14 protein-coding genes are annotated in these 19,853 nt (G+C 61.1%); 2 read left to right on the top strand and 12 right to left on the bottom strand.

What is annotated here, in order from left to right; all coding sequences use genetic code 11:
* Positions 1–2: 2 nt before the first annotated feature.
* The 6 genes from GPJ75_RS07780 to GPJ75_RS07755 all read right to left on the bottom strand — a co-directional run bounded on the left by GPJ75_RS07780 (position 3) and on the right by GPJ75_RS07755 (position 6,332).
* Positions 3–1,622: a methyl-accepting chemotaxis protein gene (locus tag GPJ75_RS07780; RefSeq protein WP_163266813.1), complete on the bottom strand. Its 1,620-nt coding sequence runs from the start codon at positions 1,620–1,622 to the stop codon at positions 3–5.
* Positions 1,619–2,263, bottom strand: a complete 645-nt coding sequence (locus tag GPJ75_RS07775) for a chemotaxis protein CheW (protein WP_163266811.1) — start codon at positions 2,261–2,263, stop codon at positions 1,619–1,621. The genes GPJ75_RS07780 and GPJ75_RS07775 overlap by 4 nt, the downstream gene beginning before the upstream one ends.
* Entirely contained in the window at positions 2,253–3,689 is a 1,437-nt protein-coding gene (locus GPJ75_RS07770) for a CheR family methyltransferase (protein ID WP_163266810.1), read from the bottom strand. The genes GPJ75_RS07775 and GPJ75_RS07770 overlap by 11 nt, the downstream gene beginning before the upstream one ends.
* Positions 3,690–3,788: 99 nt before the next feature.
* Positions 3,789–4,481 (bottom strand): LuxR C-terminal-related transcriptional regulator, encoded by a 693-nt coding sequence (locus GPJ75_RS07765; RefSeq protein WP_163266808.1) that lies wholly within the window; start codon positions 4,479–4,481, stop codon positions 3,789–3,791.
* Positions 4,482–4,754: 273 nt separating this feature from the next.
* Positions 4,755–5,006, bottom strand: a complete 252-nt coding sequence (locus GPJ75_RS07760; protein ID WP_163266806.1) for an EAL domain-containing protein — start codon at positions 5,004–5,006, stop codon at positions 4,755–4,757.
* Positions 5,007–5,057: 51 nt separating this feature from the next.
* Positions 5,058–6,332: an MFS transporter gene (locus GPJ75_RS07755; protein ID WP_246248965.1), complete on the bottom strand. Its 1,275-nt coding sequence runs from the start codon at positions 6,330–6,332 to the stop codon at positions 5,058–5,060.
* Between the two features lie 736 nt (positions 6,333–7,068).
* Here GPJ75_RS07755 and GPJ75_RS07750 point away from each other — a divergent pair.
* On the top strand, positions 7,069–7,746 hold the full coding sequence (locus GPJ75_RS07750) for a Crp/Fnr family transcriptional regulator (RefSeq protein WP_163266804.1): 678 nt from the start codon (positions 7,069–7,071) through the stop codon (positions 7,744–7,746).
* A 20-nt stretch (positions 7,747–7,766) separates the two neighbouring features.
* Here GPJ75_RS07750 and GPJ75_RS07745 read toward each other — a convergent pair whose 3' ends face one another.
* Positions 7,767–11,933 carry a cytochrome P450 gene (locus GPJ75_RS07745; RefSeq protein ID WP_163266802.1) on the bottom strand — a complete coding sequence of 1,389 codons (4,167 nt, stop codon included), beginning with the start codon at positions 11,931–11,933 and terminating at the stop codon, positions 7,767–7,769.
* Positions 11,934–12,014: 81 nt separating this feature from the next.
* The gene (locus tag GPJ75_RS07740) at positions 12,015–13,754 is read right to left on the bottom strand and encodes an adenylate/guanylate cyclase domain-containing protein (protein WP_163266800.1); all 1,740 of its coding nucleotides are present in this window, start codon (positions 13,752–13,754) and stop codon (positions 12,015–12,017) included.
* A gap of 263 nt (positions 13,755–14,017) precedes the next feature.
* Here GPJ75_RS07740 and GPJ75_RS07735 point away from each other — a divergent pair, with 263 nt between their 5' ends.
* On the top strand, positions 14,018–14,812 hold the full coding sequence (locus tag GPJ75_RS07735) for a LuxR C-terminal-related transcriptional regulator (protein ID WP_163266798.1): 795 nt from the start codon (positions 14,018–14,020) through the stop codon (positions 14,810–14,812).
* 136 nt (positions 14,813–14,948) lie between these two features.
* Here GPJ75_RS07735 and GPJ75_RS07730 read toward each other — a convergent pair whose 3' ends face one another.
* The 4 genes from GPJ75_RS07730 to GPJ75_RS07715 form a co-directional block, all read right to left on the bottom strand.
* On the bottom strand, positions 14,949–15,635 hold the full coding sequence (locus tag GPJ75_RS07730; protein WP_246248983.1) for a response regulator transcription factor: 687 nt from the start codon (positions 15,633–15,635) through the stop codon (positions 14,949–14,951).
* A 405-nt stretch (positions 15,636–16,040) separates the two neighbouring features.
* On the bottom strand, positions 16,041–16,769 hold the full coding sequence (locus tag GPJ75_RS07725) for a Crp/Fnr family transcriptional regulator (RefSeq protein WP_163266796.1): 729 nt from the start codon (positions 16,767–16,769) through the stop codon (positions 16,041–16,043).
* Between the two features lie 210 nt (positions 16,770–16,979).
* Positions 16,980–18,245, bottom strand: coding sequence for a polysaccharide pyruvyl transferase family protein (locus tag GPJ75_RS07720; protein WP_163266795.1), 1,266 nt, complete (start codon positions 18,243–18,245; stop codon positions 16,980–16,982).
* The gene (locus GPJ75_RS07715; RefSeq protein WP_205602490.1) at positions 18,242–19,702 is read right to left on the bottom strand and encodes a hypothetical protein; all 1,461 of its coding nucleotides are present in this window, start codon (positions 19,700–19,702) and stop codon (positions 18,242–18,244) included. Before GPJ75_RS07715 ends, GPJ75_RS07720 begins: the two co-directional genes overlap by 4 nt.
* Positions 19,703–19,853 lie beyond the last annotated feature (151 nt).

Genomic DNA, 19,853 nt, shown 5'->3' with positions numbered 1-19,853 from the left:
GCTCACTCCCCGCGCCCGTCCAGCATGGCCTTCAGGCGGGCTCCGAGCAGGTTGAGGTCGCTGGCAGCCTGCTCCGTCTGACGAACTGCAGCGAGATTCTGCGTGCTCGTCTGTTGGATATGGTGCATCGCCTCGTGAATCTGCTTCATGCCCGTTCGCTGCTGGCCGGCCGAAGCGGCGATCTGGGCAGCGGATCTCGCGGCATCGGCAATGATGCTCTCGAGCTGGCGGATGGTCTCGCCGGCTTCGTTCACCTTTTCCAAGGCTCGGCTGACGCTTTTCGCCCCCTCCTCCATCCCGATGACCGCTGCATTGGTGCCTTTCTGGATTTCCAGGAGAATTCGGCGGACCTTGTCCGTGGCGTCCTTGGACTGGCCGGCCAGCGCCTTAATCTCGGTTGCGACGACACTGAACCCGTGTCCGTGCTCGCCCGCGCGCGATGCTTCGATTGCCGCGTTGAGGGCAAGCAGGTTGGTCTGGTCGGCAATCTCGGTCACCGCCAAGATGATCTCGCCGATCTCCTGGTTGCTTTCTGCGAGCGCGAGGATATCGCTCGCGATCGCTTCGGTCCGGTCGCTGACCGCGTGCATGACCGCCACCGTCTCGTCAACAGCCTCGCGGCCGGCGCTGCTGACGTTAACTGCCGCCTCCGACGAGGCAGCGACCACTTCGGCCCGCTTTGTCGCCTGCTCCGCGGTCTGCAGCACTTCGTCGACGCTCGTGGTCGTCTGGGTGACTGCGGTCGATTGCTCGCGCATTCCCTCGACCTGTTGCGAAGCGCCGGCGAGAATCTCGGTTGCGGAGGAAGAAAGCTGCTCGGCCGTCTCGGCGATCGTCGCAACGAGCCCTTCGAGCCTCGTGCGGTCGTTCCGCTCGCTGTCGATCATGGCCAGAAGCTTGGCCGTCATGCCATTGAACGAAGCGCCGAGTTGCGACAGCTCGTCCACACCTTTCTCGGGTGCCCTCCTGTCCATATTCCCGGCACTGATCTCCTGCGCCGTCTCCACCAGCGCCTTTGCGCGTTGAGCGAAGTGATGAACCAGGAGCAGCATCGTGAAAAAACCGAGCACCACGACAGCGGAGGAGCCGACAAGCAGAAGGCGGGTTTGCCCCAGCCGTGCGCCGGCGGCCTGCTCCATGAAGCGGATCTGCCGGTTGAGCCGCGTTACATAGGCTTCCATAACGCGCTGCAGGCTATCCATCTCCCCGCCGGACAGGGGAGCGTTCACAATGGCCGTCTCAAAGGCCGGCCTTACGGTGGTCAGCCAATACTGGCGGCTTTCCTCGAGTTCCGCCAATACGTGAGGATCCGCCGCCGACGGCAACCCTTGCTCCGAGCTTCCGTTGATCAGCGTGGACAGCATACGCTCGTTGCCGATCATGGCTTCACGCAGATCGGTGGCGAAGGTCTGGTCGCCTGAAGGACCCGGTAAACGGGAAGCGAGGTAGAGCAGACGGTAGAAGACATGCTCCCTGCCGAGATAAGACGTCACCGCAACATCGGAACGGACTTTCTCGAGCGTCACCAGCCCAAAGCTTATGAAAACAGCCCAGACCGCGACGAAAAAAACCATGGGCACGCCGAGCGTGCCATAAAGGCTCCGCCTTTGCAGAAAGCTCATTGTCCCTCTTCCTTTCCCCCGCCCTGGGACGCGCTTTTCGGGTCTTCGAGAAACAGTTGCCGGTCGGTGACCAGTGCGGCGCCGTCCAGGATGATCGTTCCGTCGCCGGCGGCACCACGTATCCACGGCACGGCCGCGTCTTCTTCGGCCGGCACGACGGGCTGCGGAACGTCGGGCACGATCGCCGCCATGCCGGAAGTCGCAAAGAGGAACTCCGGCCGATTCCGACCGCAGACAATGCCCCAATTCGAGGAAAGCGATCCACTCGTGGTCGGTGCCAGAAGCAGCTGGAGATCGAAGACGGGGAACACCTGTCCACGCAGGTCATAAAGGCCGATTACGAAGCGTGGCGCGCGCGGAAGGGGCGTGATCCATCGCATCGGCACCAGTTCCTGGACGTAACGCGCCTCTATGGCGAAGCGCTTGCCGCCCAGATCGAAATGAACCGATCCCACTGTCGGGATGCCGTTCCGGCCTGTAGTGCGAGAGTGCTCGAAAGCCTTTGCCCGTGCCTCGAGCTTGTGCCGCCGCGCGTCGTCGGCGGGACCCTGGAGACTGGCCACCGCATTCATGGCCGCCTCCAGCCTCTGGCGAACAACGGCCCAATCGGCCGCGCGCCCTCTGTCTTTCTCAACCGGCATCGGGCCCATCCTGTCGCAAGCGCCTCAAATCGGCGATTTCGCGACCGATAAGGGCGACGAACTGGCCAGCGCTGAAATCTTCCATCAATTCCACACGCTCGTCGGGCGGTCGGTCCGCGCAGAGCGCGTGAGCCGTCTCGAAGGCGCGAAGGGCAACCTTGTGGTCACGGGGCAGGCAGCACTTTCCAAGAAGGAAATGCGCGGCGGCGAGGCTTCTGTTCAGATACAGAAGCTTCCGGAGTGCGGCGCCCGCTTTCTCACACTCTCCCACCGCCATCAGGGCGAGGCCGTTGACATAGTGCAGCCTGGCTGAAAGGGGATGTTTTCCGGCCGCTTCAGCAGCACGCTTTGCGGCCACATCCATCGATCCGTTGTGCAGGGCCGACAGGATCCGGCGCACGATCGGCCCTTCTCCGGGTGTCAGAATCGCTTTCTTTAGGCGGCTGCCGACATGATCCAGGTCGCGACTGCGCTCGGACGCCGCACCGTGATCGACGGACGTGTTGCCGCGACCAAGCGCGCGGGAATGCGGCATTGCCGGGTCGCGCCTGTAGAGAATCCCCGCAGGTGTGGTGAATGTAGTGAATGGCGCGTGCTCCCAAAGCGGCGGATCGGAAGGGCCAAGCAGGAGCCAGCCCCCCGTTCTGAGGCATTGATAGAACTGGCGCGCGACGCGCTTCACCACGTCCGGCGTCAGATAGATGAGCACGTTGCGACACAGGATCAGATCGAGATTGGCGAGACCTTGCGGCCCAGAAGGGAGTTCGTCCGTGCCGAGGCAAAATCTATCGAACCGGACCCGGCTTCTCACGTGTTCGCTCACACGCAGTTGGTCACCGCGAGGGACGAGGTGGGGATACATGCGCTTCGACGCTCCACCCCTCAACGAGCGTTGGTCGTAGCACGCGGCCGCAGCCTTTCGCAGGGCGCTGCCGGAAATGTCGGTTCCGGTAATCTGCACTTTCTCGCCGAGGCCCATCTCCTCGGCGAGAACCGCAAGTGAATAGGTCTCCTCGCCCGTCGAGCACCCTGCGCTCCAGATCTTCAAAGGCAAGCCTGCCGATCGCGCGCGCAGCAGTTCCGGCAGCACCTCGTCGCGAATGAGATCGAATTGGCTGGAGTCGCGGAAGAAATACGTCTCACCTACGGTCATCTCCGAGACGATCTCATCGGCCAGCTCCGGGTCGAGTTTGAGGCGTTCGAGCAAGAAGGCCGGGTCGTCTATTCCGTGCCGTTCCATAAGCTCCATCATATTGCCGGCAAGGACACGCCTCCCAAGCGGAGCGATGTCGAAGCCCATCTTTGCCACGATGGACGAGATCAGTAGGTCGCAGCTGTGGCTTTGCGAAACGACGTGGTGCCAAAACGGCTCCGCTTCCCGCTTCAAGGATACCGCGCTTTCCCGGCAGGTGGTGACTGATTGCATCGTTCGCCCGCTGCGTTGATATGCCTCGATATCTGCACCTCTTCTCCGATGTCGCCTATTCGGCCAGATGGCCTAGCCTGATCCATCGTGAACGGGCGGTTAGCGGGGCTCTCCCTCTCGGCTCGAAAGGAGCCGGGCCCCGGTTGCGGCAGCCGCTTGCCGGTTCCTGACACCCAGGCCGCGAAGGAGCGCGGCCAGGTGAATCTTCACCGTTCCCTCGCCAAGTTGCAGCTTGCGCGCGATCTCCTTGTTCGACAGACCGTCGACGAGAAGGATCAGCACCTCCCGCTGGCGGCGCGTCAGACTGGCGAGGACGCGGCTTTCCTGTTCCTTCGACGGCTCCGGCTGCTCCTCCCTCGGCTCATCGCTCTTGTCGCGGGCAGCGATCTCGGGCGGGACGTATATAGCTCCCTCCAAAACGCGCCCGAGGGCTGCAGCCAGTTCCGCGGCACCCAGCCCCTTGGGCACATAACCGTGCACGCCTGCTGACAGTGCCGCCAGCATGTCGGATTTCCTGGTCGATGCGGAAACCACGGCGACGCGCATGTCACGGCGAAAATCCAGGACCGCCTCGAGGCTCCCGGCATCCTTCATGCCCGGCATCGCCAAGTCGAACAGCGCCAAGGCAATCTCATCATGCTCGGAGAGCTGTTCGACCGCCTCGTCGAGCGATCCCGTTTCGATCACGTCCGCGAACCCCAACTCGCTCTTCAGAATCGTCCGCAACGCAATCCGGAAAAACTCATCATCGTCCGCTACAAGCGCAGTCGAAGGGCCAAATCCAGCCTTCATATCGCGCTCCGGAAGAATACCTCCTGGCTTCCAGAAAGATAAGGATTCGTCATCATTTCGATCCGGTGCCTCCTCCTTTTGGACTAACCCAGTGTAGCCAACAAAGCTTTGCCACCGCAACATGCCGATTTCCCAGCCTTACCGAGCGGTTACTTTTTCGTCGGCATCAGACGCGCCTGCATGGGCGCAGTTCATCGATAGCTGCCCACACAAAGGCACCCGACATCCCCAGCCGGCGCGGAACGCTAAGGGAAGGCAGCATGCCCCCACCGCTCAGGCGGACGCTGTTAGTCCCCGCAGATCATTCAGGAATTGCTCGCCATTGAGGGGGCGCGAAAAGAGATATCCCTGCATCTCGCGGCAGCCGAGGGAATGCAGAAGCGCGCGCTGATCGGCAGTCTCCACCGCGACAACCTGCAGTTCCAGCGCATGCGCCATCTTGAACATCGCGCCGACGATCGCGCAACGCTGATCGTTCTCCGAAAGCGCTTGCAGCAAGGAGCGATCGATCTTCAGGCGGTCCACAGGATCGTTTCGACCGCGTACTGCGGAGAGGGCGGTCCTGTCATTCCGATACTACGCGCCTTTTGGCTTGGTATCCTGGCCCTGCAGTATGGAATTGAGGGACGGCGTGAACGCGGGAGTGTGCGGACAACGCGTCGATGCCGTATCGCGCCCGCGGCTGGCTCGCGGCGACGGAAGGGCGCAAGCCATCAATACGGCCAGTAGGATCGCGGCATATAGGAAGAGGCCCGATGGACCTGCAGTGCGCATCGCAAAGCCGCCGACGAGGGGGCCTGCGGCGGTGCCGAGCCCGTTGAGAAGAAGCAGCCCCCGTGCAGCGCCGAGCATCTGCCCGGGGGACAGGCTGTCGTTGGCATAGGCGACACACAACGAGTATATCGGGATTGCGAAGCCGCCGAACAGGGCAGCAGCGACGAGTAAGATCGGAAGGGCCGCTTCCGTCGAGAAGACGAGGCCGGTGGCGGCGGCTGCCGCGCCAAGCGACGCCGCCGCGATGATCAGGTTGCGCGGGAGGCGATCCGACAGCCAGCCGAGTGGCCACTGCAGCACGAGGGCACCTGCAAGGACCGCGGCCATGAAGGCGGAGATACCGCCGATGCCGAGCCCGATCTGTTGGGCGAAATCGGGGCCTAGACCCCAGAAGCCGCCTATGGCGAGGCCCGCCAGAAAAACTCCGGCCGAGGCCAGCGGTGAGATCGCGTAGAGCGCACGGAAGCTGACCGGCTCCTGATCGACATCGGCTGGCGCGCGGCTTGGCAGCAATGTGATCGGCACCACTGCGGCCGAAATCAGTAACGACACGATGAGGAACAGTGCGACGCCGTTGGGAGGAGCGACGTTGAGGAGAGCCTGTCCGAGGGCCCACGATCCCATGGACACCACGCCGAAGATCGACAGCAATTGTCCGCGCGTCGACGGCACGGCATGGGCATTGAGCCAGCTTTCGGTCGCCAGGATCATACCGGCATAGCCGAGGCCGGTCAGCGCGCGCAGCGGCACCCAGGCCCAGGGGCTAACCTGCGCCAAGTGAAGCAGGGCTGTCATCGATGCGATCGCAGCGAAGCCGGCGAAGGTGCGGATATGCCCGACGGAGACGATCAGGCGCGGCAGGAAGATAGCACCGAGAGTGTAGCCCGCAAAATAGACGGACATCATCGCACCGATGGTATCGCTGCCGAAATCTTCCTGCCCCGCACGGACCACCAGCAGGGTTCCCAAGAGGCCGTTGCCCATAAGCAGCAGCGCGACGCTGAGGAGCAACGCTCCCACGGGTGCCAGCACGAGACCGCGTGTGCACGCTTCCTTGACCGTTTCGATTGCGGACATTGCGCCAATCCCCTCTTTTCATCCCGAAAAACCGACAAGCGAAAACGCATCCGTGGTCGCTTCAGTGCATTTCGCGAAGCGCCGAGCACTAGCCTAAAATGAGTGTGCCAGTCCGAAGGCGCCCTCGACAACATGTCGATTTGAACGCCACACGAACTGCCGGCAAGCAAGCCGCTACACGAATTGTGGCGCCGACAACGTCTAGGATCTTTTTCCGAAGGATTATGGATTGATGGAATCTTTGCCGTTCCAACTAATCCCTAAACCGTCAGACAGCTCTTTCGCGTTCCTGCAGGTCATGGAGCGGGGTCAACTTGAGCGTTGCGAAGGTCGGCCTTCAAGAAGCCCGTCGAATGGCAATTTATAAATTCCACCCTTCTGCGACGGTCGGGAACTGTAAGGTTACTGTGTGTAATTTGTACGGTTTCTTCTACAATTGACTGAAATATTTGAACTTTCGTCTCAATTCATCAGAGGCGTATTGGCAAATGCCTCTTCTTTGTTTTTCAAAGTTTTATGATACATTTCAGCTGGATTAGACCGTAGCGCCATGCACTTTCTTGGATCAAATTGCACGGGTTTCCGGCCCGGATCCCGCTGTGCACGGATTGGGAGACTATAGGGGACGGCTATGGTTACGGAGGGTTCAAGTTCGGCGAATTGAGGACCCCTGTGGCCTGCTATATGCCCAAGCGTGGTTGTACAGATGACGGCGGAACAGCCTGGAATGCGGGAGATGAGCGCCCCGTGGAGCGGTGACCCCGCCCCACGCCTGGCCATGTTGCGCCCCGATCTGTTCGACCTTCTGTTCGGCGCATGCCGGCCCGAACAATACAGCGCTGGCGTCCATCTCTTCATGCAGGAGGATGTGGCCGACCGCATTTATGGCGTGTTGTCGGGCACGGTGGAGATTTCGATCTACTCTCCAGGCGGGCGCAAGCTCGTCGCCAACATCGAATTGTCGCGAAGCCTCGTCGGCGAAATCGGGGTGCTCGACGGAGGCGCCCGCACGGCAAGCGCACTTTGCCTGACCGATTGCACGCTGGTCTCCCTCAACAGGGCGCAGCTTTTTGACAAGCTGGAGAAAAATGCCCCCCTCGCGCTGGCGATGATAGAGCTTCTGTGCGCGCGGTTACGCTGGGTCAGCGGCGAGCGGAACGACCAGGCTTTGCTCAAGATCGAAGCCCGTCTCGCCAAACGGCTGTTGTTCCTCTCCGGAATATTGGCTGACAAGGATGGTTGGATTCCAATTTCGCAAGCCGAACTCGCCGCGTTTCTGGGGGCGACCCGGGAATCGGTCAACAAGATGCTGAACGAATGGCGTAGCCGCTCGCTGATCACGATAAAGCGCGGCGCGATCCGCGTGAGGAGCGCGGATGGCTTGCAGGAGATTGTCGATCTGGGGGATGCGTGATCGGCCCGAAGCGCGGCGCTCTAAAGTCTTGAAAGCAGATAGCGCAGGCTTGACCGGCTCGGCATGAAGAAATAGCCGCCGCCGCGCGTAGTGACGAATTCGGGTAGGCCGGTCAGCACCAATGAGCCGTCGCTGGAAGGGATCGTGAACCGCCCTTCCCCGCCATTGGCTCCTATTGTCGGGTCCTTCTCCGCCAGAAGCCCATGGAAGGTGGTGGCCGAGACCCAGCTTTGCTGCATGAACTCGTACTGGCGCTCAATGTCGGCGTTGAGACACATGAAGAGCAGCCCTTTTTCGCTCCCCCTCTCGTAGGTGCGCCCGCAGCGCAGGATGCGGTGGCGATTGTTGAGCCTGATCTGTGTCTCCTTGTCGTCATTGTCGTCACCCAGCGAATCCCGTGGATTGGAGCGCCTCACATGCGAGCCGAACGGGCAGCGCAGCCCCTGCGGGTCTTCTGTGGCGTAGGAGAAGTCGTTATCCGGGTTGCGTGCCTTGCGGCCATTCGGGTTACGGACCAGCGACGTTCCGTCGGGCCAGCGACCGACCATTTTTGCGGAGATCCAGCGCGCATTGATGGCGGGATTGCCGATCTGCGAGCGCGCCGTGGTCGCGGCTTTCTTGCAGTACGCGTGGAACGTGTCGACGTGCTGTTCGAGCTGGCGTACGACCACGAAGGAGCCGTTCCTGCCGAAATCCCGCAACCGCGACCTTGCCCCGAAGAGAGGTTGATGCTCGCTCTCTACTGCCGGCAGTATGCCGCAGCGATCGCGTGATGAATGCACTGTCGGGGTCAGCGGATAAAAGCCGCTTTCATCCTTGTAACCTAGGAGGAATTCGCCAGGTGCCACCAGGTGCATGGAGGGGACCGGCGCGTTGGCGCGTCGGGTGCCCATCACAACGGGCTGTGAGATCCCATCCGCGAAGCCGAAATGCTCGACCGCCTGTTTCCCCCGCCTCTTTACCTGGAGCGGCAGTTGCGTGACGATCGCCATCCCTGCCTCTTCCGTGCGCTCGTGCAATTCCTTGATGTCTTCCGTGAGCGTCTCCTCATCGGCTGCGTAGCATATGAGCACTGCATCCACCGGCTTTTCCGCCGATCCCCACTCCCACTGTTCCGGCGCACTGCGGCCGATGTCGTCGAGTATGCGGCTTCTCGGCTCTGTACCCATTCCCTGGCGGAACACCGCCGGGAAAGTCTCAAGCCCACTCTCGGGCGAATGATCGTCAAGGCCGAGGCGCGCCAGCCCGTTCGGCCCGAACATGACTGCCATAGCCCGCTTCCCGGGAAGCCGGTTGCCGAAGCTGGTCCTCTCCGCCACGAAACGCAACCAGGCCTTCCGCTTCGTGCGCCCAAGGCCCTCGGGAATGCCGACTGCCGTCATGCGGGCATACTGTAGCGGCCCGAGGGGACCGAAGAAGATCGTCTGTATCTCCTCCGTTTCCAGCGTGCCGTGCGGGCGTGGCTGGGAACCGAAAAGTCGAAGCCAGTCGCGCGCCTCGCTCTCTGTCTCGGCCTTCGCAATGCCGCTCCTTATGAGCGAATTGATACGGATGCGATTCGTGTTGAGGTCGGGATAAGCCGAATACCAGAAAAGGGTCGGTATCTGTTGCGCCCGCGCCCACCGCTTGAAGCGGGCGCCGTCTCCCGCGCCTTCCAGGAAAAGGGAACGGGTCCTGGGAAAGCCCAGCGTATTGCTCCAGACACCCGTCAAACCGGCGCGCGCCTTGGCAATGAAGTCTTCGAGATAGCTTTCCCAGCTGCCTCCGTAGTTGCTGAAGAACACCAGCCTGTCTGTGCCGGGCAAAAGCACCCAGCGCGCAAAGTGGATTGTGTTGATGTCGGCGAGGAAGCCGGGCCGGAAAACGTGCCGGGCCATGATGGAGATAAGATAAAAGGAGAGGCGCAGCGTCAGCCGCCGCAGCCAGCCGGGCTTCATGACCGAGACGGCGGTCAGGTGGTTCTGTGGAAAATGGTTTTCCCGCCTTATAATCTCGGCAAGCGTTTCCGGATCCGGCTGAGCGTCACTAGGCACGTCCCGCTTTTCAAGCCGCCGCAGCGCGAGATGGAGGACCAGTCCGATGAAGGCCAGAGACATGCTGACCCCCAAGAGGCTGAGCACAAGCGAGGTCCCGAAGACCAGAAGATTGCGGAAGATGCCGGGCGTGTATCCGAAAACGAGGGTGTAGGTGATCCCCCAGCACACGAGGAGCACGATCGCGGCCGTGACCAGCAGCCTAGGGGATCGAAGCGTTCTCTTGATGGCCGCCCACAGACTTCCCTCCGGCAATTCCAGAAGACTTTGCACCGGCTCGAATGCCCATTCGTAGCCGCCGTCCCGCGCCAACCTTTCCCGCACCTCGGCAAGTACGTCGCCGGCATCGTTACCCCGCGCTTCGGCTATGATTTCGCGTGCCGCATTCTGCAGCTTCGCCTCCGCACGGATGCGGGCAACCGAATGGCCGGGCGTGCCGGAAAATACGAGGCCCGCATTGCTGCCGAAGGTCGGGGAGATTTTGATCATTCGCGCGCGCATGAAATCCTCGAGGGACTCTTCGGCACCCAGCCCGCACACGTCTTCCAACAGGTCACGAACCAGGGAACCGGCGTGTTCGGCAAAAGCCTGGGTAACGGCCTCATCCGCGCCGTCGCCCGAGAGTTCGAGCACGAGATATGGCCGTTCACCGTTCGCGGGGGTGCTCGGAGCGCAGACGACAGCGAGGCTCGCGAAGTGGATGATGCCGCTTGCATCCAGCGCCGCCGCTGCCCGTTCGTTGGCCGGGTTGCCGAGCTTGTCGACCTCTTTCCGCAATCTTTCGGCTTCTGTGCCTTCGCTGCACTCGAACACGACCGTGACCATCGAGTGCTCTACCGCTTTCGAAAGCGGCGAAGGCTCGAAGGCTATCCTCAGGCTCTCCGGATAGGCGCCGAGCCGCGAAAGACGGCCGGCCCTGCCCTTGGCTCGCCGCACACCCGGTTTTGAGAAGATCGCGCGGAAGCATTCGGCGATCTGCACGCGGGCGATCGCCGCGCCTATGCATTGGTGAATGCCGTGACCGAAGACGAGATAGTCGCGCGCCGGCCGTTCGATGTCGAACATGTCCGGATTGGTCACGGCGTCCGGATCGAACATCGCCGACAACACTGCCGGCATGACGGAGGTTTCGGCCTTAACTTCGCGCTCCCGGCGCGTGCCCCTGGCTATCACCGCGTCGCGGGCGGTGTAGCGAAAAGGCCCGATCCAGATTGGCTTGAACCGCATCGCTTCCAGGATCACCCGCTCGAGGCGTGCATCGTCCTTCGCGGCGACAGCCTCCCCGATTTCCCTGCGCGCGTCGTCACGCGAAAGCACCACGTCAAGGCAGTTGCTGCCGGCAAGCAGGTTAGTCGGCGCAAAGCCGGCTATCATGCCCATCATGATGGAATGGACATGCCCGATACCGACGTCTGAACCGGCGTCGTCGAGCAGGTCGACAAGCCGGCCAAGCGGCGTAGACCGGCTTGCCGTGCCGTCCCTGACGGCTTCTATGGATAGGTCGATCGTCCTTTTCATTCTGTCCGCGGCGACAACGGCAAGCTCGCGCGCGGTCGGATTGGCGAAAGGGTCGGCAAAGAACAGACCGCTCAGCGCATTCGCCCAGTCGGAGAATTGCCTCTCGTCGTCGATCTTGATGCCGAAGTAGTCGCGGCAGATGCGTACCGGCATCACCTTCAAGAGCTCGCCCACCACGTCGAAATCGGGAGCCGCCAGCCGCATGATCTCCTGGGCGTGCCGGGCCGCCAGCGGCCTCACCAGCTGCTCCACCTCGTCCACGGGAAAGACGCTCAGGATAGTAGACTTCATGTGCCGGTATTGCGGCCCATCCTGCATTCCGAGGATGAAGTTGTGCCCGCCGGCGATTTCCGCCATCTCCAGGCCGTAAGGCGTCTGGAACACATCCTGCCGCTCGAGGACTTCACGGACGTCCGCGTTCCTTGTCACCAGAAGAAACTTGCCGAAACGCGGCATCGGCCAAAAACGCCTAAGCAGCGCGAGCGCCCAGCGCGGGTCTTCCAGAAGCCGCTCCGTCAGGCGTCCCCACATGCCCCTGGTGCGCAGGCGCTCCATGTCGAATGGGGGCATCTCGGCAAGCGGCCGCTGCTCCTCTTGCGCTTCGAGAACCCCTTCGTAGTACTTGACAGCCACCATCGCTCACCCCCGGATTCAACGGTTGCCTACGTCCTTGAGCGCCCCGCGTATGTGAAACAGATCACGTAGCCGACATTGTTATCATGCCAGTTCGAAATTGCTTATGAGAGCGGCCTTCGCGGATGCGTTGGCGAATGGGATCCATTCGATGCGCGCGTTCGTGAAGTCGGGGTGCCGTGTCCGGAAAATTGAAAGCTCTCGCCGAGCCTCCTCGAGGCGCCCACCGCGTGCGAGCGCGCCGATCTTCAGGAAGCGCGCATAGAAATAGCCGGGGGAAAGACTGAGCGAGCGGTCCGCGGTCTTGATCGCCTCGTCCCACTGGGAGGTTAGGCAATAGGCGGCTGTCAGTTCGCCGAGATTGTGGAACGCATAGATGTCGAAGGGGCTCAGTCGCGACGCCGCCTGGAAAAGTGGGATCGCCTCCACCGCCTGGCCGAGAAGAAGGTGCGCGCTCCCCATTGCCGAGTGGGCAAAAGCGAAACTGGGATTTATCTCGAGCGCCTCGCTCAGATGTGCGAGAGCCATCTTCGGCTGGCCGCGCATAATCGCGACGACACCAAGATAGGCGTGCGGGCGCGCGTCCTGGCTGTCCATCAGCAGCGATTTGCGCGAATACTCCACGACCTTGTCCAGATCGTCGCTGTCGCCCGAACGCAGCCAGGCACGCCAGAAATACCACCACGCGAACTCGTTGAGCACGGCGCTCGAATTGGGATCTTTCGCCTGTGCCTGCTCAAAGCACTCGAACGCCAGGGCCATATCCTCGCGGCTGCGACGCTGCATGTGCCAGCGGCCGCGCCTGACGAGCTGCCATGTCTCCAGGCTCTCCCACGGAACCTGGAACGTGCGCGCCTGCTCGGCCCGCTCGACCTCCTTCTCCAGCATGGAGACGATCATGCCGCCGATCTCGTCGTGAAGCAGGGCCACCTCGTCCGCCCGGCGCTTGAACTCCCTCGACCAGATCAGCCTTCCATTCGCCGCGTCGGTAAGCATGACCTTCAGGACGAAATACGTGTTTGCCCGGGCAAGCCTGCCGTCGACGATGTAGCGCGCGCCGAGCGCACTGCCGATCATCCGCGTGCCGAGCGATTTACTACGAAACTGAAAGCTGGAGCTCTTGGCGATAACGGGGAGCCATCGGGTGTTGGAAAGGCCCTGAATGACGTCCTCCGCAATGCCGTCCGCAACGTAGTCAAGTTCGCGATCTCCGCTCTCGTTGTGAAACGGCAGAACGGCAACGGACGGCGGCATGGCCGCAGAGGCCTCCTGCCGACGAGGAACTTCGGCGCCTTCGCCGCCACGGGTTGCCGTGAATATACGCACGGGCAGCGCTATGTTCTTCAGGATCTGTTCGCCCAGGTCCGTGAAGCGGGCGGCCGTCTTGTCCTTCACGTGATGCCAGGTGGTCTCTGAGATCGCCAACCCGTCATAGGGCGCAAGTTCCTGGATCCGGGCGGCGATGTTGACGTCGTCGCCGTAAAGGCTTTCGTCGCGGACGATCACGCTCCCGGTATTGATGCCTACGCGGAAGGGCATACGCATCTCGTCGGAAACGGAGGCATTCAGCGCCGCGATCTTCTCCTGAAAATCGAAAGCCGCCCTCATGGCATCGATCGGCGCCCCGAATTCGGCCATGAGGCTATCGCCTGCTGCGCCGAACATCCGCCCGCCCCCAGCATCGCAACTCTCTACAATGATCGCCCGCCGCGCCTCGAAAGCCGTTACAGCAAATTCATCATTGATGCCCATCAGGCGTGAAAAGCCGGCGGCATCAATAGAAACGATGGTTGCGACATGACGGGTATACAGCCGTCCAGTCATCTTCGATCGGGCTAGCCGCCCTCGCCTTCAAGTGGAAAGAATATCTCTGCAGTAAGTTTCCGACAACCGAGTGGCAGCTTGAATATTCGCCGTCGCCCCAGTGTAACCCCCTGCATTCGCCGCGTCGGAGCCGGTACCGCATGATTGCACGAATAGAAGAAACATGTGTAGCAAATTTCACAGACGAAAGGGCCATCACTCCCTAACTTGCAATGCTCCAAGACAACCAGTTCCTAATTCTCAACGCACGGGGGATGTTCGACATGACTCTTTCCACGCACACCGATCTTGGTCTGCGAAGGCCGAGTGCTTTCCATGGCACGGAGCGCGTTGTCAAAGAAGAGATAGGCAGCTTCGACCACGAGATACACTCCGATGAGAATGGTCCCGTTGAAATCGGCGAAGGGCTGCAATCGGTTGCACTCATCGACAATCGCACGCTCCGCAGAGAAAGCCTGCGGCGCAGCCTGGTATCACAACGCGTTTCGTGGGTGGTGGCTGCCTATGGCTCATTGGAAGAGTGGCGTGCATCGGAAGATCTTCACCCCCCCTTGGCGGCGATCGTCTTTCACCTGGGGGCACAGAAGGCTACCGAGGCCGCGGACCAGATCAGAAAGCTCATTGCCGATGCCGGTTCGCTGCCCGTTATCATTCTCGCCGACTCCGACGATATCGTTCAGATCGTTAACGCGCTGGAATACGGGGTCAGCGGCTATATCCCGTCATCGGTGAGTATAGAAGTCTGTGTCGAGGCGATCAATTTGGCTATCGCCGGGGGTGTATACGTACCGGCAAGCAGCGTTTTTGCGATACGCCAGACCATCACATCCGATACGTCGCGAAACGGCCGTCTGGCAGAACTTTTCACGCCGCGTCAGATAAAGGTTGCAGACGCCATCAGGCAGGGCAAACCGAACAAGATCATCGCCTATGAACTTAACATGTGCGAAAGCACCGTGAAGGTTCATATCCGCAACATCATGCAGAAGCTTAAGGCAACGAACCGCACCGAGATCGCTTACAAGATAAGGGATCTGTTCCCCAGCGATACAGCTTGACCGGACCCGCGTTCAGCGGGTCCGGCAGCCGCCGCGACCGCCCTCGCGGCGACAATTGGATTGCAGGGGCAAAGAAAGCCTCTTAGGGGCGCTGATGGCGCCGGCATCAGTTCATCGGCGATGAACGATTTCCTGGTCAGGGCAACATCTCCCTTATCTTGTAGGCCACCTCGGTGCGATTGGTGGCGTTGAGCTTTTTCATGATGTTGCGGATATGGACCTTGACCGTACTTTCACAAAGCTGCAGCTCGTAGGCGATGATCTTGTTCGCCTTTCCGCGCCGCAATGCCTCCGCAACCTCCGCCTCGCGCGATGTGAACAGATTGCCGAGACCGGCAATGCGGTTGGTCGTCGAGTTGATGATGTCGCGCATGGCGAGCACACCACTGGCGGGTACGAACACGCCCCCCGCGCGGGCCAGCAGAATTGCCTCCGCAGCCACACCGACACCAACGTTGCTGGGGATATAGCCCCGCGCTCCCGAGTCGAGCGCCTTCAGGATTTGTCCGAGATCATCCGTATCAGCAACCACGACGACCGGGCTTCCCTCGAATTTCCTCGCCAGCTCCTGGATTTCCCCGCTCACGGCCGGTTCGGCAATCTTCCTGCTGCCGACAATGAACAGCACCGCGGATGGTTCACGTGATTCATGCTTTCCGCGCCATTCGTTGGCGGAGCCGACCGCCACGATATCCATGGCAGGGTTCTGCTCACTCAGGCTTCGCGCCAGGCACTCCCGGTCGAGCGCCCGCGGATCGATCAGCAGAACAAGATCGCGGCGCTTCTCCCCGCCGGGCTCCCCGCCTGCTTCATACTCTCCGATTTTCTCCAAAGTCCCCGGTATGTTTGGTACCTGTTTAAGGCCAGGTACCTGTGTAATCGCGTTCGTATATTCCACGACACAACTCCCCTGAACTGTTTACTTGTCTTGCACAGGCCAAGTCTCCCCGACCACAGGGTCGGCGAACCTGCGTGTTTCCTTCTCTGCTCCCCAGTTGCCATTCCCCAACCTTGCGGAACAATTGTCCGCCCCATTTCGAGAGATATCCCGATTGGTCAACTTGGATGGTAAGTATCTGCGAATTGGGGATAAGATGCACTAACTTGGATTAATACCTTGCCAAATATTTATCGTTTGGTAAGTAATATTCTTGCAATTTATAGTTGTATAATTTTAAACCTACAACCCGGCGATACCCAGATGAGGCGACACCGGTCGAAATGGAGTCTATACCGAGCGCAATTCAAGGTAGGATGGATCGAAACCGGCGAGTTCAACCAAGCCTCGCCGATTGTAAATCTGGACAACCCCACCCCTGAACGACACAAAGCCACCTTCGCGCAACTCTTTCAAAACACGGTTCACATGCACCGCAGAAAGGCCAAGGGCATCGCCTAGGTCGGCTTGCGTCAACGGACAGGCAAAACCCGCGACCCCGTTCTTTTCTCGTGCGTTTATGCGATATGCAAGTTCCAGAAGCAGATGCGCCGCGCGCTCGACCGCTCCTCGCCTGCCGATATTCACCACATGCTCGGCAAGCCTGGCATAACGCTTTGCCATCCCCTTGAGAATGATCTCCGATATCGGTTGGGGATAGGACAGAAGGCCTTCAAAGGTCGGCCCGGGCAACTCCACCACCACCGCGGGAGAAAGGGCAATGGCTGCCTCCCGGGTCCATCCCGTCATGATCACGTCGCCGGCGAGTGAAACGTCGAGGATCGTTCGCATGCCGTTGTTCAGCACCTTGCAGGAAGCCACCCAGCCGGACATGACCAGCAGAATTGCCGGCTTCTTCTCGTCGCCATCGGCAATAGTCGATCCTGTTGGGTAGGTCTGCCGCCTAACGGCTGATCGCAGGATACCCTTTGGCCAAGGGTCATCTGGCGGCACAGCTTTAGCGGGAGCCTCGAGAGCCCCAAGAATATCTCGAAAATTCCCCGTCGCGCTTAAAAGCACACCCCCACCTCTTACCGGTATGCTACTTATTCTTGAACTATCTCATTTATAACACGAGCAAATTTCCCCAGGCATTTCTCCTAAGGTGGTAGCGCCTACGTTTCTCGGTCATTCTCCGCTTCTATCGTCAACCGTCTCAAGGCAAACAGCGCGCTGTGCCCAAGGATCACATCTTGGTGATCAGGGTCTTCGAAGCCTTCGGCCGAACATTCATGGGCCTGCGGCGTCCATCTGGCGACGATTGTCCAAAGGTTGATTGGCAACGACATCCGTCTGGCCGACATCCATCTGACAGGTCATTTTCCGCATCTTCTCGACAAGCAGTGCTACCGCCCGCCTGGCATGCTCGAGATGCCTGCCATGTGCTTCCATGTCGATGCCCTCATCCATTGCCTTCAAGACAAGCGTGCCGATCTCCTGCGGCGGGACGTTTCCTTGAACAAAGAAGTCCTCGCGGCCGACGGATCTGAAAAAGCTCTCCACCTTGCGGTCCCAGCCGAGACCAATCTGCGGGGTACCCAGCGAATAGGAGGCGATGCAGGCGTGCAGCCGATGGGCGACAACGGCGGCAGGCCGCCGTAAAATCCCGACGAGATCCGCCGGTGCGCGCGGGGGAGCCGCTGCCACAAGCCGCCCCGCAGCCAGGTGCGCGGCGCAAGCAGGGTCTCGAAGAATACGCTCGAGAAACTGCTGGTCCTCGCTGGCGCCATTGGTGAACAGCAGGACCTTATAGCCGGCATTGATCAGCCACTCCGCTAGTTGCCGGTACTCGCCCACTGTCAAAAGTGGAATCTGTGCGTCGGCGATGGCCGCATGCCGCCGCAAGACGAGCGGATGCGTGACGCATACGCCGATAAGCGGACGGTCGACCGCGGGCTCCACCTCTCCAGCCCGCGGCAGGTCGCATGCCAGCAGGCCGGGATCGGGACAGACCTCCACATCGTGATGGCGGCCGAAATGGGCGATCCAGCTGTCCCGTGCGGCATGGTCGCGAACCGATACGTGAAAGATCCGGCAGCCGCGCAGCCTGCCGAAAAGCTTTGCCGCGCGGTCCGACCAGTGGGCGGTGACGCCGACGGCAAAGACGGCGAGCGGTCGCTTGGTGCGACATGCGCACTCCAGCACCGCCGCAATCTTGAGAGGGAAGTTCAAGTCGTCGTCCTGGAAGAGATTGCCACCGCCGATCACCACTGCATCCGCCATCTCAACGCGAGCCTGCCATCCACCGTGCAGACCCCGCAACCTGCGCCCGAGCACGAATGCAACCGCCGCCCTGCGCAGGCGCGGTGGCAACACTCCCAGTATCGCGAGCGCCCCCATGCGGCCGCCTCCCGCGCCCCCATAGGCACAGCGGCCGGCGAGATCGATCGTCTCGACCTCGCAACCGTTCCGTCGCAGCGCGCTCTCGAGGCACTCGGCCAGAATACCGTCGCCGAGGTTGGGGCTGTATTTGACGTTGAAGACCAGTATCTTCAATGGCTTTCCCTCGTGGAAGGCATGGCCGGCGCTTCATGCTTCTGGAAAGACATTTCCCGCACCCGCGTTCTCCTTACGCTGGGAACCGGCATGTGCATCGCCGCCACCGCACCGGCCAGCAGGTAGAACATCAACCCAAGATCATAAACGGTCCCGGAAATCAGCGCTTCGGCGAGACCGGCGACCAGTCCGGCTTTTGCGGCCCTGGCGATCTTGTCGTCCATCTCCTGGCCGGCACCGCCCGTTCCCACGCGCGAAAACAGGATGGAGCCGAAGAAGATGAAGAATATGACCGTGCCCAGCAGGCCGACGTTGGACAGAAGCACGAGAAGATAGCTCGATGCGCGGGCGCTCCCCAGTCCCGCACCAAGCCCCCACGTATCCAGAAAGGCCTGATAGGCGACGGCGTTCCACATGAAGCGTTCCCGCCCGGATTGGCTCTCGAGCTTGGAAAACAGGATCTCGTCGAGGAAATCCATAATCTGATCCACCGCCTCGGGCATGAGGATGACGGCAAGTAAGATAATGAGTGGAATCCCAAACACCGTCCCCGTCAGAAAGACGGGCCTACCCACGGGCTTCCTGCCGACCGATCCCCGTGCCGATCTCAGGCCGAGGAACAGAACGACGGCCATAAGGGCGACGAGCCCGGTTGTGGACGTCGCCAGGAGCAGCACGACAAGGAGCAGGCCGGCTAACAAGCCGCTGGTCCAGGAGCGCACCCGGTCGAGCCAGAGGCTGGCAATGAAGGCGAACAGCACCACGGTGTAGCCGGCAAAGGCCGAAGCTTCGGGAAACGTGCCCGAAATGCGCTTGAAGCCGGCTTTCTCGGCGCCGGTCAGCAAAGCGTAATTGGCTGTGCGGACATAGTCGAACAGATATGCGGCCCCCGAATAGTAGGTGACCACGTCGAGCAGAGCGAAAACCAGGTTCGCCGCCCCCAGCACAAGGACCACGCTGGCAAGATGGGCAAGCGAGCCGACGCGGCGAAGATAGGCGACGGTGAAGGCGAAGCAGACCAGCCCACCCAGCGCGTAGACAGCCTGTGTTATGTTGGCTGTGGACGGTGCCAACGGAACCATGGAAATGGCGCTGCGTCCGGCCGCTATCCGCTGCACGACCATCGTCTCCGTCATCCCCTCCAGAAGCCGCGGGAAGAACACCGCTGTGACGAGCGCATATACCGTCAAAAGCAGAAGCCAGAACCCGGCACGCGGCGCAGCCACGGCAGCCAACACCGGCCCCTCCCCGAACGCCATGAACAGGCGCAGGGAGTAGAAGACCAGGAACAGGCTCGGCACGAGCACCGAGGCCCCGCCCAACCCCGGCAGGCTGAAAGCCGCCGCCGCGCCGAAAAGCGTCGACAGGACCATGATGGAGAAAGCTCTGCGGATCGGGGCGAACAGAACGGTCACCCCAAGAACCATCGTCACAATGCCGAGCAACTCGAAATTCATGCGGCGTTCCCCGCCCCTTATCCGGAAGCGGCATAAATTATCACCGTTCCCCCACGCCGTCGTTCCACCCCCGGTACTGCTTATGATGTATGGCGCGCACCGTTCGCCCGTCTGGTTGCGGCCTTCGCCCATGAAGTATGCTGGGCCAGGA

The organism is Chelativorans alearensis, assembly GCF_010993735.1.
Taxonomy (GTDB): domain Bacteria; phylum Pseudomonadota; class Alphaproteobacteria; order Rhizobiales; family Rhizobiaceae; genus Chelativorans; species Chelativorans alearense.
Note: the sequence above shows the minus strand (reverse complement) of the source record. Positions and strands in the feature narration are given on the sequence as shown.